Source organism: [Clostridium] fimetarium (assembly GCF_900111235.1).
In the GTDB taxonomy this organism is placed as follows: domain Bacteria; phylum Bacillota; class Clostridia; order Lachnospirales; family Lachnospiraceae; genus Clostridium_N; species Clostridium_N fimetarium.
In genome coordinates this window covers 283577-305974 of the sequence record NZ_FOJI01000001.1, presented here as the reverse complement: position 1 = coordinate 305974, position 22398 = coordinate 283577, and the positions used below count along the sequence as shown (strand labels likewise).

The 22398-nt window shown below is 34.7% G+C and carries 16 protein-coding genes; 3 read left to right on the top strand and 13 right to left on the bottom strand.

Annotated elements, in window-relative coordinates; genetic code table 11:
* Nucleotides 1-6: 6 nt before the first annotated feature.
* From BMY18_RS01360 to ftsH, 12 genes are all read right to left on the bottom strand, one after another.
* Entirely contained in the window at nt 7-1242 is a 1236-nt protein-coding gene (locus BMY18_RS01360) for a cell wall hydrolase (protein WP_092449813.1), read from the bottom strand.
* A 202-nt stretch (nt 1243-1444) separates the two neighbouring features.
* Nucleotides 1445-2218, bottom strand: coding sequence for a TrmH family RNA methyltransferase (locus tag BMY18_RS01355; protein ID WP_092450218.1), 774 nt, complete (start codon nt 2216-2218; stop codon nt 1445-1447).
* Nucleotides 2219-2363: 145 nt separating this feature from the next.
* Nucleotides 2364-3338: a 6-phosphofructokinase gene (pfkA, locus tag BMY18_RS01350; RefSeq protein ID WP_092449812.1), complete on the bottom strand. Its 975-nt coding sequence runs from the start codon at nt 3336-3338 to the stop codon at nt 2364-2366.
* Between the two features lie 106 nt (nt 3339-3444).
* Complete coding sequence (locus BMY18_RS01345) at nt 3445-6888, bottom strand: DNA polymerase III subunit alpha (protein WP_092449810.1); 3444 nt, start codon at nt 6886-6888, stop codon at nt 3445-3447.
* 707 nt (nt 6889-7595) lie between these two features.
* Nucleotides 7596-7853 (bottom strand): HPr family phosphocarrier protein, encoded by a 258-nt coding sequence (locus BMY18_RS01340; protein WP_092449808.1) that lies wholly within the window; start codon nt 7851-7853, stop codon nt 7596-7598.
* A gap of 4 nt (nt 7854-7857) precedes the next feature.
* Entirely contained in the window at nt 7858-8808 is a 951-nt protein-coding gene (gene whiA, locus BMY18_RS01335; protein WP_092449806.1) for a DNA-binding protein WhiA, read from the bottom strand.
* 12 nt (nt 8809-8820) lie between these two features.
* Nucleotides 8821-9693 carry an RNase adapter RapZ gene (rapZ, locus tag BMY18_RS01330; RefSeq protein WP_092449804.1) on the bottom strand — a complete coding sequence of 291 codons (873 nt, stop codon included), beginning with the start codon at nt 9691-9693 and terminating at the stop codon, nt 8821-8823.
* 71 nt (nt 9694-9764) lie between these two features.
* Entirely contained in the window at nt 9765-10691 is a 927-nt protein-coding gene (gene murB / locus BMY18_RS01325) for a UDP-N-acetylmuramate dehydrogenase (RefSeq protein WP_092449802.1), read from the bottom strand.
* Nucleotides 10692-10721: 30 nt separating this feature from the next.
* Entirely contained in the window at nt 10722-11675 is a 954-nt protein-coding gene (locus BMY18_RS01320) for an ROK family glucokinase (protein ID WP_092449800.1), read from the bottom strand.
* A complete protein-coding gene (gene hprK / locus BMY18_RS01315) occupies nt 11668-12627 on the bottom strand; it encodes an HPr(Ser) kinase/phosphatase (RefSeq protein WP_092449798.1) in 960 nt (319 codons plus the stop codon). Before hprK ends, BMY18_RS01320 begins: the two co-directional genes overlap by 8 nt.
* A 159-nt stretch (nt 12628-12786) precedes the next feature.
* On the bottom strand, nt 12787-14625 hold the full coding sequence (gene uvrC / locus BMY18_RS01310) for an excinuclease ABC subunit UvrC (protein WP_092449796.1): 1839 nt from the start codon (nt 14623-14625) through the stop codon (nt 12787-12789).
* Between the two features lie 177 nt (nt 14626-14802).
* Nucleotides 14803-16767: an ATP-dependent zinc metalloprotease FtsH gene (gene ftsH, locus BMY18_RS01305; protein ID WP_092449794.1), complete on the bottom strand. Its 1965-nt coding sequence runs from the start codon at nt 16765-16767 to the stop codon at nt 14803-14805.
* 273 nt (nt 16768-17040) lie between these two features.
* Between ftsH and BMY18_RS01300 the strand changes: the two genes are divergently transcribed.
* Nucleotides 17041-18648 (top strand): CTP synthase, encoded by a 1608-nt coding sequence (locus BMY18_RS01300; protein ID WP_092449792.1) that lies wholly within the window; start codon nt 17041-17043, stop codon nt 18646-18648.
* 488 nt (nt 18649-19136) lie between these two features.
* Here the strand turns inward: BMY18_RS01300 and BMY18_RS01295 are convergent, their stop codons facing one another.
* Entirely contained in the window at nt 19137-20213 is a 1077-nt protein-coding gene (locus tag BMY18_RS01295) for a DUF2974 domain-containing protein (protein ID WP_092449790.1), read from the bottom strand.
* A 256-nt stretch (nt 20214-20469) separates the two neighbouring features.
* Here BMY18_RS01295 and BMY18_RS01290 point away from each other — a divergent pair, with 256 nt between their 5' ends.
* A complete protein-coding gene (locus tag BMY18_RS01290; protein ID WP_092449788.1) occupies nt 20470-21156 on the top strand; it encodes an ABC transporter ATP-binding protein in 687 nt (228 codons plus the stop codon).
* Nucleotides 21149-22378: an ABC transporter permease gene (locus tag BMY18_RS01285; protein ID WP_092449786.1), complete on the top strand. Its 1230-nt coding sequence runs from the start codon at nt 21149-21151 to the stop codon at nt 22376-22378. Before BMY18_RS01290 ends, BMY18_RS01285 begins: the two co-directional genes overlap by 8 nt.
* Nucleotides 22379-22398 lie beyond the last annotated feature (20 nt).

The following is a 22398-nucleotide window of genomic DNA, read 5'->3' as shown; positions in this document are numbered from 1 at the left end:
ATTATTTTAATAAAAACAATGATCTCCAATAACCATAAAATCAGAATATGCAGAATAATTTGCAGAGCCTGTAGTAATAAAGGCTGTATAGTTAGATACGTTATTCACACCTGAAAGTGCTTGCAATGCTGCTTTAATACATTCATCTGTTCTAGGACCAGCTGCAAGTCTTTCAGCAAATTTAGCTGAAGGATTTCCTGATGAATCACATACGCCACTAAACTGATTTCTTGCATATACAACGCCGCTTACAGAATTAGCATATCTAGAGCTTCTAACTCTATTGAGTATTATATTGGCAACTGCTAATTTACCTTCATATGGCTGCCAACCCGATTCCCAATCAATAATACATGCCATAAGCCAAATGTCGCTATCGGATACTTGCATTGTAGGATTATATGTGAAATCCGTACCAGCTTTTGTCCTTTGAATAACTTGCTGTCTAATCGCTTCCTGTTTTGCCTTTGCAGCTGCTGCTGCTTGAATCCTTGCTTCCTCTGCCGCTCTCGCATCTTGTTCAGCTTTAACTCTTGCTGCTTCATCTGCTGCTTCCTTAGCGATTTTCGCTTCCTCTTCAGCAATTGTTAATCCATTCTGAAATCCATAATCAATTGAAATATTTGATTTAATAATATATCCAAGAACATTATCGTCTAATTTCACTACAATATAATCACCAATAAATTCTACTGGTGTTACTGGTGTTCCTACTGTTAATGAATTGATAATCTCAGCATTCTCTGTCGTATTAGAATATACAGATGTGCTATCTGTAATAACACTTCCAGTAATAGATGTTTCCAACTGGGCTACCGCTTGTGCTTCCTCATCAAAGCAAAGCATTGCAGTCTTAGCATATCCTATTATGTTTCCTGAGCTAATCTTCGTCCATGCATAATTCTGTTCTAAAACATCAGCAATATTAAATTCAAATAACTTACCTACAGTTTCAGAAGAATCTTCTGGAGATGCTTTTACTTCAACGTATAACTCTGCCGAAGCAATTGCCTTTCCATTAAATAAACACTTTTTAAGATTTTTATCTTCATCTTGATTACTAGCCACCAAGTTTTTTGCGGTTTCTACATAAGACGCCGTTCTTTCATTTGTATCAATGTTATCGTTTTGTTTGAGCTCACTAGTTGTACTTGCAGTAATTGTAGCTGGGAGAATCGGCATCATCATCATAATGATTGCTAATCCAAAATATATTGCTACCTTTCTACTTTTAAGTATCATAAATTACCTCCTACGTATACTCATAATTTATTTTATGAATATCGTTTTTAATTGTTACAGAATTGTTAAATTTGTTACAAAATTATTGTACCAAAGTTAAATTTCTTTGTCAACCCCCCAAATTATCCAGTGTTTATGGGGGTTTAGGACGTTTTAACAATTTAAAGGTAATCCAAATCATTGTAAAATATTGTTAAATATATTAATTATCTCGTTGGCGCTTGGCTTCATATAACAAAACCGTTGTTGCTATTGCAGCGTTTAATGATTCTACTTTTCCACACATTGGGATTCTTATTAAAACATCCGCTTTACTTGCAGCTTCCTCTGATAATCCATTGCTTTCATTACCAATTAAAAAAGCGGATGGACCACTGTATTTTTCTGCTGTATAGCTATTTTTCCCATCTAAATGAGCAGCATATATTGTAATATTTTTATTTCTGATAAAGTCAATTGCATCTAAGAAATCATTTTCATATACAAACGGTACTCTAAAGATAGAACCCATTGTTGAACGAATCGTCTTAGGATTATATATATCCACTGTATTTGAGCTCATTAGCACTCCGCTAATTCCAGCGCCCTCACCCGTCCTAATTATAGTACCTAAATTACCTGGGTCTTGGAGATTATCAATAATAACAATAAGTGGAATATTATTCATTAAATCATTCATCGAATAATCCAACATTTTTACGATTGCCAAAATACCTTGCGGAGTTTTCGTGTCTGATATCTGAGAAAATACATTATCACTTACGATTTCATACTCCACGCCAAAATTATTGACCGTTTCTTCATTCGCTTTCACGAAATGTTCAGAAACATATATCTTAATAATTCGATCTTTAGGTGCCTCTTCCACCATTTTAATACCTTCAACTACAAATTCTTTGTTTTCTTTTCTGATTTTCGTTTTGTTTTGTAATTGTACCAGATATTTTACTTGGCTATTACTTGTACTTGTAATCATATCTATCTCCATTTCTGTGCATCTATCCGCTTCTGCAAAGTATATTTCTGTGCATCTAGTCGCTTCTACAAAGTATATTTCTGCACTGTTATTAATCAAAAAAAGCTGCCCGTATTTTCATACACAACAGCTATTCTAAATTCTATTATCTTGACAGCAATGAGCTTAGTAGGAATTGATAATTATCAATTTCTTTTTTCATAGCCAATGCTTCATCAATATCGTAATCAACAAATGCTCCATCTTTGTATGCAACAACACGATTGCTCTTGCCCTCACATAGCAGATCTACTGCATATGCGCCCATTACAGAAGCATATACTCTATCTTTACATGTTGGACTGCCACCACGCTGCATATATCCAAGTATAGTAGCTCTAGTTTCAATGCCTGTTGCTGCCTCTATTCTTCTAGCCATACCTGTTGAATGTCCAATGCCCTCAGCATTTATGATTAAATGATGTTTCTTGCCTTTCTTTCTTCCCTCTATAATATGATTAATTAAAGCCTGCTCATCATTATCATAGCGTTCAGGAAGCAAAACATCTTCTGCACCGTTTGCAAGTCCGCACCAAAGTGCTATATAGCCTGCATTTCTTCCCATTACTTCTATAATACTACAACGTTCATGAGAAGTTGATGTATCACGAATCTTATCAATCGCTTCCATCGCAGTGTTTACTGCTGTATCAAATCCAATTGTATAATCAGTACAAGCAATATCAAGATCAATTGTTCCTGGTAGCCCAATTGTATTTACTCCGGCCTCTGCAAGTTTTTGAGCGCCTCTAAAAGAACCATCTCCACCAATTACAACAATGCCATCAATTCCATTTTTTAAACAGTTATCAGCTCCGGTCTTCTGACCTTCTGGAGACATAAATTCCATACATCTTGCCGTATACAAAATTGTTCCGCCTCGCTGAATAATATCAGCAACACTTCTCTTATCCATATCAATTATCTCGTTATTAATCAGACCATTATAGCCTTTTTGAATACCTTTAACCTTAATTCCTTTTTCAATGGCAGCTCTTACAACTGATCTAATTGCTGCATTCATTCCCGGTGCATCACCACCGCTTGTCAAAACACCTATTGTCTTAATTTCTTTTGCCATAAATGCTCCCTTCCGCCGCTTCACATGAGCGGCAAGCAAATCCATATTTTATATTTCGTTATGTTACTCAGTTTAATCTATTTGGTGACAAAATTCAATAATTTTTCTATGTTATCTGAACATTTTCGTCTCCAAACTGATTTTTTAAAATATTTATCAATTGTTCATTAATATAAATGCTTTTACTCTTTGAAAGAGGTTTCTGTAATTTTTCCTCTACACAATATATAATTACTTGGTCTATTCCGTCAGAATCCTGTATCAGTTTAAGCAATTCAGGTTCATTTTGCTTATATTCTGTAATATTTTTAAATCTAATCCAGCATTTTCTGGGAATATCATCAAACATAACAACTTTTTCACAGATCACTTTTCCCTTTTCGTCAGCATTTGCAGTTACTCTACCTGTAATAAAGACTTTGTTATCAACTTCTAATAATGATTTATTACTAACGAAATCTCTTGGGAAGATAATAACCTCAACGGTACCAAGCAAATCTTCAATTGTAATAAATGCCATCATCTGACCATTCTTGGTGTTTTTAATTGTTTTGTCTACAATCATTCCGCCTATTATAACTTTTTGCCCATCGCTAATCTTTATCTCTTCACTATCCTCTTCCATCTCAAAGTCTGCAGTTGTTGCTGAAATATGTCGACGCCACATTCCTTCATAAGCATCAAGCGGATGCCCACTTAAGTATACACCAAGCACCTCTTTTTCAAATGTAAGTATCTCCTCTTTTACAAATTCGCAGATATCCGGCATTTTTATATCAAATTCAGATTGACTATCTTCATCGACGAAATCAAATAATGACATTTGACCAGATACTAAATTTTTCTTTTCGCGACTGACATTATCCATAATTGCCACGTAAATAAGCATCATTTGTTTTCTATTCGCACCAAATCCATCAAATGCGCCAGCCTTAATTAGACTCTCAATCGTTTTTTTATTAACTTCACCGCTCATCCTCTCAATAAAATCCTTGAGATTTTTATATGATCCATTTTTTTCACGTTCAATAACAAGCGCATCAATTGTAGGTCTCCCTATACTTTTAATTGCTGACAAGCCATAACGAATTGCATCACCAGATACAGAAAATGCATATTCACCTTCATTAATATCAGGTGGAAGTATTTTAATATTCATTTGTTTACATGATAATATATATTCAGCAACTTTAGAAGTATTGTCAATTACTGATGTCATAAGTGCTGCCATAAATTCATTAGAATAATTTGCTTTCATATATGCTGTTTGATAGGAAACAATAGCGTAACAAGCTGCATGTGATTTATTAAAGGCGTATTTCGCAAAATCAATCATATCATCGTAGATTTTTCCTGCTACTTTTTCACTAATTCCATTATTCACACATCCATTTACCCCTTCTTCCTTATTACCGAAGATGAAGTTTTGACGCTCTTTTTCCATTACATAAGCTTTCTTCTTTGACATTGCACGGCGAAGCAAATCACTTCTTCCTAATGTATATCCAGCTAAATCTCTTACAATCTGCATAACTTGTTCCTGATATACTATACATCCATACGTTGGCTTAAGAATCGGTTCAAGTTGTGGACAATCATATACGATACTTTCTTTATCGTTTTTTCCTTTTATGTACTTTGGAATAAAATCCATTGGTCCTGGACGATACAAGGAAATTCCGGCAATTATATCTTCAATATTTTGTGGTTTTAACTCCTTCATAAAAGACTTCATTCCAGCACTTTCTAGTTGAAATATACCCTCAGTCCTTCCTGATGCAATTAAATCGAATACTTTTTTTTCATTGTAGTCAATATTTTCAATACTGAAATCAGGATTTAACTTTCTCGCAAGTCTTTCTGCATTCTGTATTACTGTAAGGGTTCTAAGTCCAAGAAAATCCATCTTTAAAAGCCCAAGTTCCTCCAGTGTATTCATTGTAAATTGGGATACCAAAGTGCCCTCTGAGCCTCTTGATAATGGTACATATTCATCAACCGACTTCTGGCAAATGACAACGCCCGCAGCATGCATACTGGTATGACGAGGAAGCCCTTCCAAACGCAAACATTTATCTATCAAATCTTTTACTTGATCATCACCTTGATATAATTTTGAAAAATCACTGTTTAATTTCAAAGCTTTTTCAATTGTAATTCCTACTTCTTTGGGAATCATTTTCGCTATCGTATCCACCATTGCATATGGTAAGTCAAGGGCTCTACCTACATCCTTAATTACAGCTCTTGCAGCCATTGTTCCAAAGGTTACAATTTGAACGACTCTGTCTGATCCATATTTTCGAACCACATAATCTATAACTTCTTGCCTTCTTTCATAACAAAAGTCAATATCAATATCGGGCATAGATACACGTTCTGGATTAAGAAATCGTTCAAAAATCAAATTATATTTAATTGGATCAATATCGGTTATTTCTAAACAATAGGCTACAATACTGCCTGCCGCCGACCCTCTACCTGGGCCTACACTAATTCCATTACTCTTCGCATAATTAATAAAGTCCCACACAATAAGAAAATAGTCGACAAATCCCATTGAATGAATAACAGATAATTCATATTCTAGTCTCTCTTTTAATTCTACATTGAAGTTAGGATATCTCTTTTCTAAGCCATCAAAACATAAATGATTCAGATAGCTCCACGAATCAAAGCCTTCTGGGACTTCATATTGGGGAAGTTTTGTTACTCCAAATTCTATCTCCACATTACAACGGTCAGCAATTTTATACGTATTTTCAAGTGCTTCTGGTGCATAAGGAAATAATTCTGCCATCTCCTGCGGCGATTTGCAGTAGAATTGACCCCCTTCATACCTCATCCTATGTTCATCAGAAACCTTCTTACCTGTTTGAATACATAGCAAAATGTCATGTGCATCAACATCTGTATCATATGTATAGTGAATATCATTTGTGCATACTAACTCAATTCCTATTTCTTTACTCATTCTTACTAGTTGCTGATTCACTAATCTTTGATCTTCTATTCCATGATCTTGTAGTTCAAGGAAAAAGTTTCCTTTTCCAAATATATCTTGATAGCGAAGTGCTGCTTTAACACCTTCTTCATACATTCCTCTTGTAATATTTCTTTGAACTTCTCCTGCAAGGCAAGCACTTAGCGCAATAATACCTTCGCTATATTTTTTAAGCACTTCATAATCCACTCTTGGCTTATAATAAAACCCATCCACAAAACCTTTTGAAACTATTTTCATAAGGTTATTATAACCTTTATTATTTTCTGCAAGTAAAATTAGATGATAGTATCTATCATCACCAGGATTTATTTCTTTATCAAATCTCGATCCTGGTGAAACATAAACTTCGCAACCAAGAATAGGCTTAATTCCTATCTCCTTTGCCGCCTTATAGAAATCAATAACACCAAACATTACACCATGATCCGTAATTGCCATACTATCCATACCAAGTTCTTTGGCTCTAGCAACAAGCTCTTTTATCTTACTTGAGCCATCCAAAAGACTAAATTCCGTATGAACATGTAAATGTGTAAAATTCATTGTGTCACCTCTTTTTTGATAAATTTTTTAACAATTATTTTAATTGAATTATAAAATAACCATTAAAATATATAAAATAAATCTATGCATTGATAAAATATTAACACTCCATCGAGTCAACTATTGCAGCCCACTTACTTAAACCGAATATTCCCAGTTCCACTCAAATGGCAATATAACACTGAAACAACATTTTAATATTATCCAATAAAATTATTATATGATAACAAACCCAAAAAAGCAATCTCCCATTCAAAAAATCGACAAAAAAAGCCAGCGCCAAAAGCAATCACTATGCTTTTGGCGCTGACCCCTTCTTCAGGGCAGCTAATCTCCAAGGTAACTAACGCCAGCCAAAATCCCCTGGCGCACATGTAACCGGAATATGACTGTATCATAATCAATTATGCCGTATCCGTCTGAAAGTAGCGTTAATGTTTTCCACTACCCCCTCTTCAAGGTACCTAGCGCCAGCCAAAATCCCCCGGCGAACATGTAACCGGAATATGACTGTATCATAATCAATTATGCCGTATCCGGCTGAAAGTAGCGTTTATGTTTTTTCCAAGACTCAGATGAAAATGCAAACGAAGTGAGCCTTTTCATCATCCCTGAGGCTTGCAAAAAAACATGCTGCTTGAAGGAAAGGTAGGCATCATTGATTATGATACAGTCATATTCCTCAACACCCTCGCCAAATTTTGCCCTTACTTACCTTGCATCAAATATTTTTCTATATTTTCTATAGCAGCTTCTTCATCAGTTCCATCAGCTATTACTGTTATCTCTTCCCCAGCTTTTAATCCTAACGTCATCATACCCATAATGCTCTTCGCATTATATTTGCTTTCTTTGCTAATCACGTGGATTGCGCTCTCGTACTGACTTGCTAATTGAACTAGCATAGCAGTTGGTCTAGCATCGAGACCTGTTTGAATCCCAATATTAATGTTTGTTTTAATCATTTTATTAATCCTCCCTAGTATTTCTCAGATTTTCTGTCATTTCGCTTAATTTTCGGAGTCTGTGGTTCACACCTGACTTACCAACTGTTGGTGATAATAGCATACCCAAATCTTTTAAATTCATATCTGGATTCTCTAATCTTGCATTTGCAATATCACTAAGTCCTTGGCTTAATGAACTCAATCCAATTGAGTCTCTGATATACTCAATATCTCTGATTTGTTTTACTGACGCCTCAACTGTTTTGTGCAAATTAGCTGTTTCACAGTTAACTTGCCTGTTTACGGAATTGCGCATTTCTTTAAGAATTCTAACATTTTCGAGTTGCATTAGCGAAACATGTGCCTCCATAATATTTAGAATATCTACTATATGCGTTCCTTCCTTTATGTATACAACAAAATACTTTTTCCTTTGAATTATTTTTGATTCCACTTCAAAGGAATTGATTATATCTCTTAACTGCTCTGCTTTACAACGATTGTCACACACGATTTCAAAATGGTAAAATTTTTGTGGATCACTTATAGAACCCGATGCAAGGAACGCACCTCTAATAAATGTTCTTTTACAGCAAGTTTGTTGAATAATAAGTTGGTTAACCAGTTCATTTGTTTTTATCATTTTATTTAAGTCAAGCATTTTTAATGTCTGAAGAATTCTTGCAGAAAAATCCTCTTCAATTAAAATTGAGTATGTGTTACCTTTTTTGCAATCATCAAAACTATTAATTATATTTTCAGAATTTATATTAAATGTTTTCTTTAATAAAGTAAAGTACTTTCTTATAACTGACTCATTTTCAGTAGAAATTTTAATTACATAATTACCATTTGGTCTTTGTATAAATTGCCCACACATGGCTGTTATTGCTGCTATTTCGGCTATTTGGCAGTGCCTTGCACTGCTAATATGTTTCGAAAGCTCATTCTTTACTTCCGATGAAAATGACATATTACATTCTCCTTACTTCTTTGTAATTGCATCTCTGTCTATATCTCTATGCTCTAATTTCAGGCCATATTCCATACCTTTCATATGTTCCATCAAAGCATTTGCAAGAGTAACAGATCTATGTTTCCCACCTGTGCAGCCAATTGCAATGACAAGACTATTCTTACCTTCAATAATATAATTTGGAATCAGAAAGTCAAGCATATCTTCCAACTTAGCTAGAAAAACCACTGCTGGCTCAAATCCCATTACATATTCTTTAATTTCTTTGTCATTACCATTTAATTTTCTCAATCCATCAATATAATATGGATTAGGTAGGAATCTAACATCAAACACTAAATCTGCATCACTAGGCATTCCATATTTAAAACCAAATGATACGATTGAAATAAATAAATTACTATACTCTTTATTTGATACAAATATTTTTTCTAATTCCATTTTTAATTCTCTAGTAAGGAGATGGCTTGTATCTAAAATGTAATCAGCTTGTATTTTTAGAAACTCTAATTCTTCACGTTCCATTGCAATACCTTTATCAACTCGATCATCTTTCGCAAGAGGGTGAACTCTTCTTGTTTCCTTATACCGCTTCACTAAAACTTGATCACTTGCCTCAAGATATAAAATTTTATATTGATAATGACGAATAACCATCTGCTCAAGAATCTCTGTTAATTCGCCAAGCGCATGACCACTTCGAATATCAACTCCTAAAGCAATATTTGAATTACTGGAATCCTTAGCCGCTGCTAACTCAGCAAATTTCATAACAAGTGACATCGGCATATTATCAACACAATAATATCCTGCATCTTCGAGTACTCGTAATGCAGTCGTTTTTCCAGCTCCAGACATTCCTGTGACAATTACAATATTCATATAGCAATCCTTCCCCCAAGAAAATGATTCTTGGAAAATTCATCTCATATATTATATATCTCTTTTTAATCCTATTTGTCAAACCCTAATTTTTTAACTTCTAATTCGAGTTCCACTCCAAATTGCTCTTTAACCTTATTTTTCACATCATCTGTCAAGTTAATTATATCTTTAGCGGTAGCATTTCCGATATTCACAACAAATCCTGCGTGTTTTTTTGAGACTTGCGCTCCGCCCACTGTATACCCCACTAAATTTGCATCAGATATAAGTTTTCCTGCATAATACCCTTGTGGTCGTTTAAATATGCTGCCCGCACTTGGCAGTTCTAGCGGTTGTTTTTCTTTTCTGCGAACTGTAAAATCATTTAACTTGTTTTTTATCTCTTCTTGGTTACCCTTTTCTAACTCGAATTCTGCTTCTAATACAATATATTTTTCTTTTGCAATAATACTAGTTCTATATCCAAGCTCTAATTGTGAATTATTAAGTTTAACAATATTCCCATAAGCATCCATTAAACAAGCGTTTATAATTACATTTTTTATTTCACCATCATATGCACCTGCGTTCATCATAACGGCTCCACCAATTGTACCTGGTATTCCTGTTGCAAATTCAAATCCTGTGATACTTTTCTTCATTAGTTCATTTCCAAGGCGGCCAAGCATAACTCCTGCCTGCGCTTTTACAATTACCTTCTGTCCATTATTTGCATACTTAATTTCGTTAAATTTATCGTAAAGTTGTATTATGACACCTCTATAACCGTCATCACTTACTAGTAGATTGCTTCCATTTCCTATCACGAAATATGCAATTGTGTTCTGCACGCAGTAAGTAATGATTGCTTTTATTTGCTCTACGGTTCTTGGTGTCATGAAAAAATCGGCATTTCCACCAATTTTAAATGATGTGTGTTTTGACATTGGCTCATTTTCGGCCACATTTTCATCACCCACGATATTTACAAGATCGCTTAATATATCCTTCTTCATATTACTCCTAAAATATAATTTATATAATTATTATGAATCTTTTGATGAATCAATTACTAGTTTTGCAGCACCATACATTCCAGCATCATTGCCTAGCCTTGCTAAAACAATCTTTGTATCTTTACATGGATGAAATACATATTTTTTATAGTTAGCAGCTATTAAATCCACCAGATACTGCCCCGCAGCTGATACTCCGCCACCAATAACAAAACACTCTGGATCTATAATTCCAGCAACATTAGCCAATGCTAACCCTAAGTATTTCGTAATATATTCTACTACTTCAAATGCAACAATATCACCATTTTTAGCCTCATCAAATACGAGCTTTGCCGAGATTTCTTCTGCGCCTCTAAGTGTCGAAGGTTTGTCTGTTGCGATGAGGAATTTCTTTGCGACCCTTACAATTCCAGATGCTGAAGCAACTTGTTCTAAACAGCCCTTCTTACCACAATTACAGGTTTCAGTTTCATCATAAACAATCGGTATATGGCCTATTTCTCCTGCTGCACCATTAAATCCATTAATAGGTCTTCCATTCATGATAATTCCGCCACCGATACCCGTTCCAATTGTAACTAAAGCAATACTTGAAAATTCAGCTGCTCCGCCTTTCCAGTATTCTCCTAACGCTGCCATATTGGCATCATTTCCTACTTTTATTTTAAAATTTGTTTTTTTCTTCATGATGTCTTCAACGTCTGTAACATCCCATCCAAGATTGATACATTTGTTTACTACGCCATCATCTGTAACAGCTCCTGGAACACCTATTCCTACGCCGATAATATCCTTTATATCCAATGAATTTTTAACTATAACATTATTAATAAACGCTTCGATATTATCTAATATATAAATTCCATTTTCTTCTTTATTCGTTGGTATTTCGTGTTTTTCAATTAATGTTCCATCTAGTTGAAATAGGCCAATTTTAGTTGTCGTTCCACCTAAATCAACTCCAAAGCACTTCTTATTCATCCTCGTCCTCATCCTCCGTATTTCCTCTTGCGAGATTTTCTTGCACTCTTTTGTATAATTCTTGTGCAGCATTATATCCCATCTTCTTCTGTCTATGATTTACAGCTGCTGCTTCAACAATAACCGCAAGATTACGTCCTGGCCTAATTGGGAGAGAATGACACACTACCTTATTACCAAGATATTCTGTGTACTCTTCTTCAAGACCTAATCTATCATATTCTTTATTTTTATTCCAGTCTTCAAGCTTAATTACCATATCTATCTGCTGCGTTTCTTTAACGCTTTCAACACCAAAAAGTGTCTTAACATCTATAATTCCAATACCTCTAAGTTCGATAAAATATTTTGTAACTCCAGGGGCTGTACCTATCAGTGTTTCATCACTTACTTTTCTAATTTCAACGGCATCATCTGTAACAAGACGATGTCCACGTTTTATAAGTTCGAGAGCTGCTTCACTCTTTCCGATTCCACTCTCACCAGTAATTAAAACGCCTTCGCCATATACATCCACTAATACGCCATGGATTACAATGCATGGTGCCAACTGAACCTTAAGCCATCTAATAACTTCCGCCATAAATGAGGATGTTGATTTTTTAGATTTTAAAATTGGAATTGCATACTTAATTGCAATCTCAAGAAGTTCTTCTTCTGGTTCTAAATCTCTACAAAATACGATACATGGAATATTGCTCGATAAAAGCTGGGTATATCTCTCAATTCTTACCTCTTTTGACAAGGAAAGCAAATATGCCTGTTCAACATATCCAATAATCTGAATTCTATCATTATCGAAATGATCATAGAATCCTGCAAGCTGAAGAGCCGGTCTATTCACTTCTGGCTGATGAAGCCAAATTCCTTGTGCAGTAACCTGCGGAATTCTGTTTACTAATTGCATTTTTTCAATAACTTTGGTTAATTTTACTCTTTCTAAAGTTTTCATAGGAATTCTCCTTCTTCTATATTAATTATTTATTATTTATTATTATGTTATCTTGATGAGGGAATTAACCCTTAACTAAAATAAAAACCATATTCTGGATATAAAAAGCTTATCCTTGATATCAAAAACCATTCCTTAGATTTTAACACAATTATTCTTTTAATGGAAGAAGTTATATATTTTAGAAGCTACATTTTCATTTATTGTATCCGCCTCCATTAATTCACTAATTGAGGCATTTCTAATTGCATCGATTTCTAAAAAATGCTTCATTAAAGCCTTTCTTCTAGTAGGCCCTATACCCTCAATTCCATCAAGCACTGATTTTACCTGTGCCTTGCTTCTTAAGCTTCTGTGATATTCTATTGCGAATCTATGGGCTTCATCCTGAATTCTTGTAACTAATTTAAATCCTTCACTACTACGGTCAATTGGAATCTCAACATTATCAAAATACAATCCTCTAGTCCTATGGTTATCATCTTTTACCATACCACAAACCGGAATATTCAAGTGCAATTCATTGAGCACTGCCAATGCAATATTAACTTGTCCTCGACCACCATCCATCATTATTAAATCAGGATAAATATTAAAACCTGATCCTTGCACATTTTCTTCGCGCTCCTTGATTCCACGCAAAAATCTTCTCGTTAATACTTCTTGCATGCTCTTATAATCATCAGGACCTTTAACCGACTTGATTTTGAACTTTCTATAATCGTTACGACGAGGTTTCCCATCCTCAAATACCACCATCGATCCCACTGATTCAATACCACTTGTATTAGATATATCAAATGCTTCCACACGCTTAATTTTATCAATCGATAGAAAGTCTGCCACCTCTGCCATTGCACCGACTGTACGCTGATGTTCTCGTTTTATTTTCTCGCCATCTTGCGAAAGCACTAACTCGGCATTCTTATATGCAAGTTCAACTAACTTTTCTTTATCACCCTTTTTAGGCGCTACGATAGTGACCTTCTGACTAAGCCTATCACTAAGCCACTGACTTATAACTTGTGAATCTTCGATTTCCTCTTGCAACATAATAAGTGCAGGAATAAATGGAGTTCCACCGTAATACTGTTTCATAAATTCAGATATGATCTCACTTCTACTGTCCTTTGCTGCCACGCTCATATGAAAATGTTCTCTTCCTAGCAGTTTTCCTTCTCGTATAAAGAACACCTGAACCACTGCATAATCACCATCAATTGCACATGCAATAACATCCTTATCTTCCAAATCGTTTCCTGTGATTTTTTGCTTCTGCGCGACCTGCTTAACACTTGTTACCAAATCCCTATATTCCATTGCTTCTTCGTATTCCATTTTTTCTGAAGCTGCCTGCATTTTTTCTGTAAGTCCATTGAGAACTTCGGAATAGTTTCCATTTAGAAAATCAATCACTTTCTTAATTGACTCTCTATATTCTTCTTTTGAAATATATCCTTGGCATGGTGCACTACACTGTTTAATGTGATAATTTAGACATGGTCTTTTCTTTCCAATATCTTGAGGAAGGCATCTATTACAATTACGTATTTTATACAATTTACATAAAAGTTCTATTGAACTCTTAACCGCACCTGCACTGGTATATGGGCCGAAATACTTAGCCTTATCTTTCTTCATTGACCTTGCAAATAGCACCCTCGGAAAATCTTCATTGACTGTAACCTTAATAAAAGGATATGACTTATCGTCCTTGAGCATTGTATTATATTTGGGCCTGTGCTCCTTAATTAAATTGCATTCAAGAACAAGTGCTTCCAATTCAGAATCAGTAATAATATATTCAAAATAATCGACATTAGACACCATATGCTTAATCTTATCTGAAAGATTTCGGCTACTTTGAAAGTATTGCTTTACTCTATTCTTAAGACTAATTGCCTTACCAACATAAATGATCTTGTCCGTTTTGTCATGCATTATGTAAACACCAGGTTTACCTGGAAGTTTTTTTAATTCTTCTTGTATATCAAACATATAAACCCCCATCTACCCGAATTTTTGGCCTATGTAATTCCTATCTATTATAGATATATATTATTTGCATGGAATTATCAATCTATTTATTAAACTTTATTTAACATTTATGAAATCTATTTCGCAGAAAAAGTCCGAATCTTAAGATCCGGACTTTTTCTGAATATACAGTTACATTTATTGTTCTTCTTTAAATGGGTCTAATTCAGTGGTACCTAACTCTGGAGTTTCTTCAGGTGTTTCTATACCTTTAATTCTATTATAAATTTCCATAAACTGTTTACCAGAGATTGTCTCTTTTTCAAACAAGAATTCTGCAATCGCATCAAGCGCTGGTCTATTCTCACTAATAAGCGCTTTCGCCTCTAGGAAACATTTTTTCAAGAGATCTTTTACTTCTGAATCGACTTCAGCCGCTGTGCTATCGCTACAATTAAGTGCTGTTCTGCCATCTAGATATTTGTTTTCAACTGTTTCAAGAGACATCAATCCAAATTTATCGGACATACCATATTGCGTAATCATGGCTCTTGCAATTGAAGTAGCTTTTTCAATATCGTTTGACGCACCAGTTGTTACTGTATCAAATACGATTTCTTCTGCTGCTCTACCACCTAAAAATGTTACAAGTCTAGCCAAAAGTTCATCCTTACTCATAAGGTACTTTTCTTCTTCAGGCACTTGCATTACATAACCAAGTGATCCCATTGTTCTTGGTACAATTGTGATTTTTTGAATTGGTACAGCATTCTTTTTCAAAGCAGTAATCAGTGCATGGCCAACTTCGTGATAAGCAACGATACGTTTCTCTTCTTTTCCAAGAATTCTATCTTTCTTTTCTTTACCAGCGATTACAACTTCAACCGATTCGAATAAATCGTCCTGTGTTACAAATTTACGCCCGTTCTTTACTGCATTGATTGCAGCTTCATTGATCATGTTCGCAAGATCTGAACCAACTGCTCCTGATGTAGCAAGCGCAATCGCATCAAGATCAACTGAGTCATCCATAAGTACTCCTTTTGAATGAACTTTAAGCGTGTCTACACGACCCTTTAAATCAGGTTTATCTACAATAATTCTTCTATCTAAACGACCTGGACGAAGAAGTGCTTTATCCAGTACTTCTGGTCGGTTCGTTGCTGCTAATATAAACAGACCTTTTGATGTATCAAAACCATCCATCTCTGAAAGCAATTGATTGAGCGTTTGCTCTCTTTCATCATTACCGCCACCATATCTGGAATCTCTACTCTTACCAATTGCATCTATTTCATCTATAAATATGATACAAGGTGCAGTTTGCTGTGCCTGTTTAAACAAATCTCTTACTCTAGACGCACCAACACCAACAAACATCTCTACAAAATCAGAACCTGAAAGTGAGAAAAATGGTACTTTCGCTTCACCTGCTACTGCTTTTGCAAGAAGTGTTTTACCTGTTCCTGGAGGGCCTACTAAAAGAGCACCTTTGGGAAGTCTTGCACCAATATTTGAATATTTTTCTGGATTATGAAGAAAATCTACTATTTCATTCAAAGATTCCTTTGCTTCATCTTGACCCGCAACATCTTTAAATGTAACTCCCGTTTCCTTTTGAACGTATATTTTAGCATTGCTCTTTCCAACACCCATACCGCCCATCATACCTCCACCTTTTGATAACTTCTTGTAAACAAATCCAAATAGAAGATAAATCAAAAGAAATGGCAATATATATACTAAGATAAAATCGATGAGGGAAGAATTTTTATTTGGGATTTGACCGCCCCATTCAACTCCTTTATCCTTTAACAGCTGGATCATTTCAGGGTCATCTATTTTACCAGTATAATAAGTATAACTAATACCGCTAATTGAAGTTTCCTGATCCTTTGGCTCAATTAAAATTCTATCAGCTTCATAGGTCACCTTACTAACTTCATCATTGTTTACCATACTAGCGAATTTATCGTATGTAATCTCCTTATATGTTGCATCTTTCACCATACTATTAAGCATACTAATACCCATAAATATAAATAATGCTGCAATCATAAGAATAACTATAGTTTGGTTAAATTTGGGCTGTTTTCCATCTTTATTACCATTATTATTTTTATTTTTATTATTGTTATTATTATTATTGTTATTGTTTTCCATCAAGTCACCTCTCTCTTACTTTCATATTTGTGCAATTTCGAACAACACTGATTTCATTATAGAGATAATTAAAAATAAAATCAATATAATAAACACCAAAAGTGTACGTATTTATAATAATTTTATACATTTTCTATAATATATGGATATTGTTTTCACATTATATAAATTTTACTTCTACATTTTGGTTATATTTTTTGTAAATTCTTGTGGAAATAACATGTCATTCGTTGTATAATATATAAATTAGTTTAAAAAATAAGGAGGTACATCATGCCCGTAAAGTACGTATTTGTTACAGGTGGCGTCGTTTCAGGTTTAGGCAAAGGTATTACGGCCGCTTCACTTGGTCGTTTACTGAAGTCTCGTGGTTTTTCAGTCACAATGCAAAAGTTTGATCCCTATATTAACATAGATCCCGGTACTATGAACCCAATTCAACACGGTGAAGTATTTGTAACCGATGATGGAGCAGAAACTGATCTTGATCTCGGACACTATGAGCGATTCATTGATGAAAGTCTTAACAAAAACTCAAATGTAACAACTGGTAAAATCTATTGGTCTGTTCTTTCAAAAGAACGTCGCGGAGATTTTAGTGGAGGAACTGTTCAAGTAATTCCTCACATAACAAATGAAATCAAAGGCCGTTTCTTTAGAGATTACTCATCCGAAGAGACTAAAATTGCAATTATAGAAGTTGGTGGTACAGTCGGTGATATCGAAAGTCAGCCTTTCCTTGAATCTATTCGTCAATTTCAGCATGAAGTTGGCAGAGAGAATGCTATTTTAATTCACGTAACTCTTATTCCATACTTGAAATCTTCAGGCGAGATGAAAACCAAGCCAACCCAGGCAAGCGTTAAAGAGCTTCAGGGCATGGGTATTCAGCCAGACATTATCGTTTGTCGCTCAGAGCAACCACTTCAACACGGAATCAAAGATAAAATCGCATTATTTTGTAATGTCCCTAAATCACAGGTTCTTCAAAATCTTGACGTTGATATTTTATATGAAGCACCACTGGCTATGGAAAAAGAAAATTTAGCACAAGTTGCTTGTAAATGTCTGAATCTCGAGTGTCCATCACCTGACCTTGATGAATGGCGTGCAATGTGTACTGCTTGGAAAAATCCAAAGCACTCAATTAGTATAGCTTTAGTTGGAAAATATATTCAATTACATGATGCTTATCTGAGTGTTGTTGAATCTTTAAAACATGGCGGTGTTGCTAATTCTTGTGATGTCAACATTAAGTGGGTTGATTCAGAGTTAGTGACTGCTGAAAATGCTGCTGAATTATTAGGAGATGTTGATGGTATCTTAGTTCCTGGTGGTTTTGGTGATAGAGGTGTCGAAGGCAAGATTCAGGCAATCCGATATGCAAGAGAACAAAAAGTTCCATTCTTAGGTTTATGCCTTGGTATGCAGTTGGCAATCGTTGAGTTTTCTCGTGATGTTATCGGCTATGCCGATGCTCACAGTGTTGAACTTAAGCCAGAGACAACACATCCAGTCATTCACCTTATGCCAGACCAAGAAGGAATAGATGATATTGGAGGAACTTTAAGACTTGGTTCATATCCTTGCGTACTTGACAAAACTTCTAAAGCCTTTGAGGTATATGGAACAGCAACAATAAAAGAAAGACATCGTCATCGTTATGAAGTCAACAACGACTACAGAAATGTACTTTCAGAAAATGGAATGAAACTTTCCGGTCTTTCACCTGATGGAAGAATTGTTGAAATGATTGAATTAATAGACCATCCATGGTTTTTAGCAACACAAGCTCATCCAGAATTTAAATCAAGACCAAATAGGCCACATCCTTTGTTTAAGGGATTCATAGCAGCTGCACTTAAGAATAAGGAAGATTGAGTGGGATGTTAGCGAGAACGGGCGAAAAAACGTAAATATGTCCTCATGTTCGCTATTGCCTCTACAACCATATGAGATTGTTTCCATTCGGTTCGACACAAAAAGATGTGTCAACCGCCTGGATACAATCTCATATGGTTGTAACGGCAAATGCGGACAATCGAGGACATTTTTACGTTTTTTCTTGGTTCCATCGCTAAGGACTTCAGTCAATCTTTGCGCGCAAAAAAACCGTTCATAGGAAGATAGTTTCTCCCGGTTAGGCGGTTTTCGCTCTTTCCCGCGTGAATTTCGGCTACGATCGAGTAGAAAAACTGGGTATATGTCCTCTATTGTCCGCATTTGCCGTTACAGCCATACGCGATTGTCTGCAGGCGGTTGACACATCTTTTTGTGTCAAACCGAATGCAGACAATCGCGTACGGCTGTAGAGGCAATAGCGAACAGGAGGACATATACCCGGTTTTTCGTCCGTCCATCACCAAAATTCATCCCATCTTGACCATCTGAAAGAACACGTTTCTAACCATCTGCGTCATTGCTTTCCTCGTATCCTTCGACATCCCTTTTATTCCAATTAATATCCCAAATGCTACTCTTCTCCAATTTGATACAAACTCATTTGCGGTTCTTATTTTATTTTTGATAATGATTCTATATATGATATCAACAAGTCTTTTTCTTTCATCATCACTAATATTTTCAATCAAAGTATTCAGCAAACTGTTTAATTGAACGGAATCTTCCCTCAAATTATCCAGATATACAAAATCACCATTTTCAACTACCCACGAAAAAGCATCATGTTGTAGAATTCCTTTTACACTACTTTCTACAATAAAATAGTTTTTTTCTTGTAATAGTAACATTCCTACTATTGATGAATTGGGAACATATTTTAGGATTCTATCGACTACACGCAAGTATCCCTCTTGTGTATGAATATCTTCCTTAAATCCTGGTGCATCAAAAGAATAGATTGCAACAATTCTATTCTGCACCTTTTCATCCGCATATGTCGCACTATATATCGCTAAATTTCCGCCCTTAGAATGTCCGCCTAAATATATTTTCCCATTCGTTTGTTTTGAAATATAATCAATATATATAGATGCTGCCCTTTGAGATGGAATTATAGATATATAGGACATATTAAAATTTTCTTTCCAACCGACAAATGAGTTGTCAGTTCCTCTATAAGCTATAAATGCACTATCCTCAAAAAATACCGTAATGGCAGAAAATTGTTTTTCCTCTTTTTCATCATGTTCATTCACATAGTAATTTAATTGAATACTACCAAATCTCTTACTTTGCAACATCGCTTGAAATAATTCTTCACTTTTCAAGGGATCAAATGTATCTAAAAACATCTCCTCATAATTACTGGATTTAGACAAATCAACTATCGTTACATTTTCTGATTCAGCACTAACAGATGGTACCAACTTGCCAAAATCAAAATAAGCAAAACATGCAAGAACCAAGCCATCAACAGCTTCAAATGGTTTTTCTTTAAAATTTACTGATTGAAATTCGTTAACATAATCAATTATATTACCCATTATTTTGCTCCTTCGCTGTTTGATTGTAATAACTCATATCTATACTATACAAATAAGGATATTGATGTGTCATAAACCCATATAGCTTTATATATATGTTTACAAAGCTGTAAAAAAATGGCACAATATATTTTATGAGGCTATAAAGCAGTAGTATATTATAAGTATGAAAGATATTTCATCTTTCATACACAAGAATGTTGAAAATTTAAAATGAATAGAAAATTTTTAAAATAGTATTGAAATGAGGGAAATTATGATTCAGGTAAATAGTATATGTAAAAACTACGGTAAAAATCATATTCTTAATGGCGCAACTTTTAATGCAAAAAAGGGTGAATACATAGCAATTGTTGGTGCGAATGGATGTGGAAAATCAACTTTACTCGGTATTCTTTCCGGTTCTAGGAAATCAACTTCAGGAAGTATCTTATATGATGGAAAAGATCCGATTAAAAATCCGAAGTTATTTTCTGACTATGTAGGCTATGTGCCGCAAGACAACCCTCTAATGGATAAGTTATCTGTGCTTGATAATCTTCGTTTCTGGTATTGTGAAAGTACAAGAAATCTAGATGAAGATTTAAAAACTGGTGTTCCAGCTAGATTTGGTCTTGATTCTTATAAAAATTATCCTGTTGAAAAATTATCAGGTGGTATGAGAAAACGTTTGAGCATTGCTTGTGCTCTTGCAAAAAGCCCGCCGATTCTTATCCTAGATGAACCAGGCGCCTCCCTTGATATTATTTGCAAAGAAGATATTAAATATTATTTAAAAACATATATTAAAAATGGCGGTACAGTAATTATTACAAGCCATGAAGAAGCTGAACTAGATTTTTGCACCCGTATGTATCTTTTGCAAAACGGCATCCTCACTGAGCTTTTAGATAAGCCAGTTGGTCAAAAATTAATGGAAAGGATGATTGCAATTCATGGCTAAATACCTTTTATTATTATGGTTTCAAATAAAAGCCGCATTCAAATCTCTTCCAAAACTAATTTGTGCGACCCTAATATTTGCATCACTTGTTGTACTGATAGGATTTTGTGGAACGAAACTGTTAACCAACAGTAAAAGCAGTAGCAAGATGGACATTGCCGTAGTGCTTCCTCCCGATGGTGACGCATACACATCCCTTGCTTTTTCATTTTTATCAGAAATCGAGACAGTAAAAAATGTTTGCACTTTTAAAGAAATGAGCAAAGAATCTGCGTATGAAGGTCTAAAAAATGGTAGTATCTATGCCATAATATTAGTTCCTGATAATTTTATTAATCACATTATTGATGGGACAAATACACCCGCAAATATTATTTTTCCTAGAAGTGGAATCGGCACAAAATCAATGCTGTTTCGGACTCTTGTGAATTCTGGAGTTACCGATATTGGTGCTGCTCAAGCTGGAATTTATGCAGTTGATGATGTTTGTAATTATTACAAAATCAAAGATGGCGTAGAGAAATCAGAAGATTTTTTGAATAAGGCATATTTTTCATATGCGCTAGATAGAAGTGTATATTTTAAAACAAATACTATTTCTGCAACTGGTAATCTAACAATTATTCAATTTTATATATGTTCTGGAATTGTACTTCTCCTTTTACTTAGTGGAATCTCTTGCTCTGATTTGTTAAAGCGAGAAACTAGTGCACTCAGTATTTCCTTGAAAAGGCGCAGAATTCCAATTTTTTTGCTGTTTTTATTTAAAATTGTAGGTGTAACTTTGGTGTTTTTTACCATGCTAATATTTGCATATATGATGACAGCCCTCGCCCAAATAAGATTTCCAGCGATTAGCAATGTTCTTGTTTATATTAATTTCACTTCTTTTATTAGCTTATTTTTACTAATATTTGGTGTGTTTTCAATGATTCTTTTCATTTTTCAATTTGCGAACAGTCAGTCTTTAGGCGTGTTATTACTATTTACACTGTCTACATTAATGCTATTTATCTCAGGCGGATTTATTCCAAGCTCACTTCTTCCAGAAATAGTACAAAAAATTGGCGTATTTTTGCCAACCACCTATTTCATCAAACTTTGTGGAGAAATCATTACGAATACTACAACCCTTGGGACTTTTATAATAAATGTAGGATTTTCAGGGCTTTTTATTGGTGGTGCCGCATTTTTTGACCATGTTCAACAAAATCGATTATAGAATGGAGGCTAATTTAAAGA

What these genes read in the sequence shown, in the direction of transcription:
- BMY18_RS01360 (WP_092449813.1), bottom strand. Translation starts at nt 1,242, where the DNA reads ATGATACTTAAAAGTAGAAAGGTAGCAATATATTTTGGATTAGCAATC.
- BMY18_RS01355 (WP_092450218.1), bottom strand. Translation starts at nt 2,218, where the DNA reads ATGATTACAAGTACAAGTAATAGCCAAGTAAAATATCTGGTACAATTA.
- pfkA (WP_092449812.1), bottom strand. Translation starts at nt 3,338, where the DNA reads ATGGCAAAAGAAATTAAGACAATAGGTGTTTTGACAAGCGGTGGTGAT.
- BMY18_RS01345 (WP_092449810.1), bottom strand. Translation starts at nt 6,888, where the DNA reads ATGAATTTTACACATTTACATGTTCATACGGAATTTAGTCTTTTGGAT.
- BMY18_RS01340 (WP_092449808.1), bottom strand. Translation starts at nt 7,853, where the DNA reads ATGATTAAAACAAACATTAATATTGGGATTCAAACAGGTCTCGATGCT.
- whiA (WP_092449806.1), bottom strand. Translation starts at nt 8,808, where the DNA reads ATGTCATTTTCATCGGAAGTAAAGAATGAGCTTTCGAAACATATTAGC.
- rapZ (WP_092449804.1), bottom strand. Translation starts at nt 9,693, where the DNA reads ATGAATATTGTAATTGTCACAGGAATGTCTGGAGCTGGAAAAACGACT.
- murB (WP_092449802.1), bottom strand. Translation starts at nt 10,691, where the DNA reads ATGAAGAAGGATATATTAAGCGATCTTGTAAATATCGTGGGTGATGAA.
- BMY18_RS01320 (WP_092449800.1), bottom strand. Translation starts at nt 11,675, where the DNA reads ATGAATAAGAAGTGCTTTGGAGTTGATTTAGGTGGAACGACAACTAAA.
- hprK (WP_092449798.1), bottom strand. Translation starts at nt 12,627, where the DNA reads ATGAAAACTTTAGAAAGAGTAAAATTAACCAAAGTTATTGAAAAAATG.
- uvrC (WP_092449796.1), bottom strand. Translation starts at nt 14,625, where the DNA reads ATGTTTGATATACAAGAAGAATTAAAAAAACTTCCAGGTAAACCTGGT.
- ftsH (WP_092449794.1), bottom strand. Translation starts at nt 16,767, where the DNA reads ATGGAAAACAATAACAATAATAATAATAACAATAATAAAAATAAAAAT.
- BMY18_RS01300 (WP_092449792.1), top strand. Translation starts at nt 17,041, where the DNA reads ATGCCCGTAAAGTACGTATTTGTTACAGGTGGCGTCGTTTCAGGTTTA.
- BMY18_RS01295 (WP_092449790.1), bottom strand. Translation starts at nt 20,213, where the DNA reads ATGGGTAATATAATTGATTATGTTAACGAATTTCAATCAGTAAATTTT.
- BMY18_RS01290 (WP_092449788.1), top strand. Translation starts at nt 20,470, where the DNA reads ATGATTCAGGTAAATAGTATATGTAAAAACTACGGTAAAAATCATATT.
- BMY18_RS01285 (WP_092449786.1), top strand. Translation starts at nt 21,149, where the DNA reads ATGGCTAAATACCTTTTATTATTATGGTTTCAAATAAAAGCCGCATTC.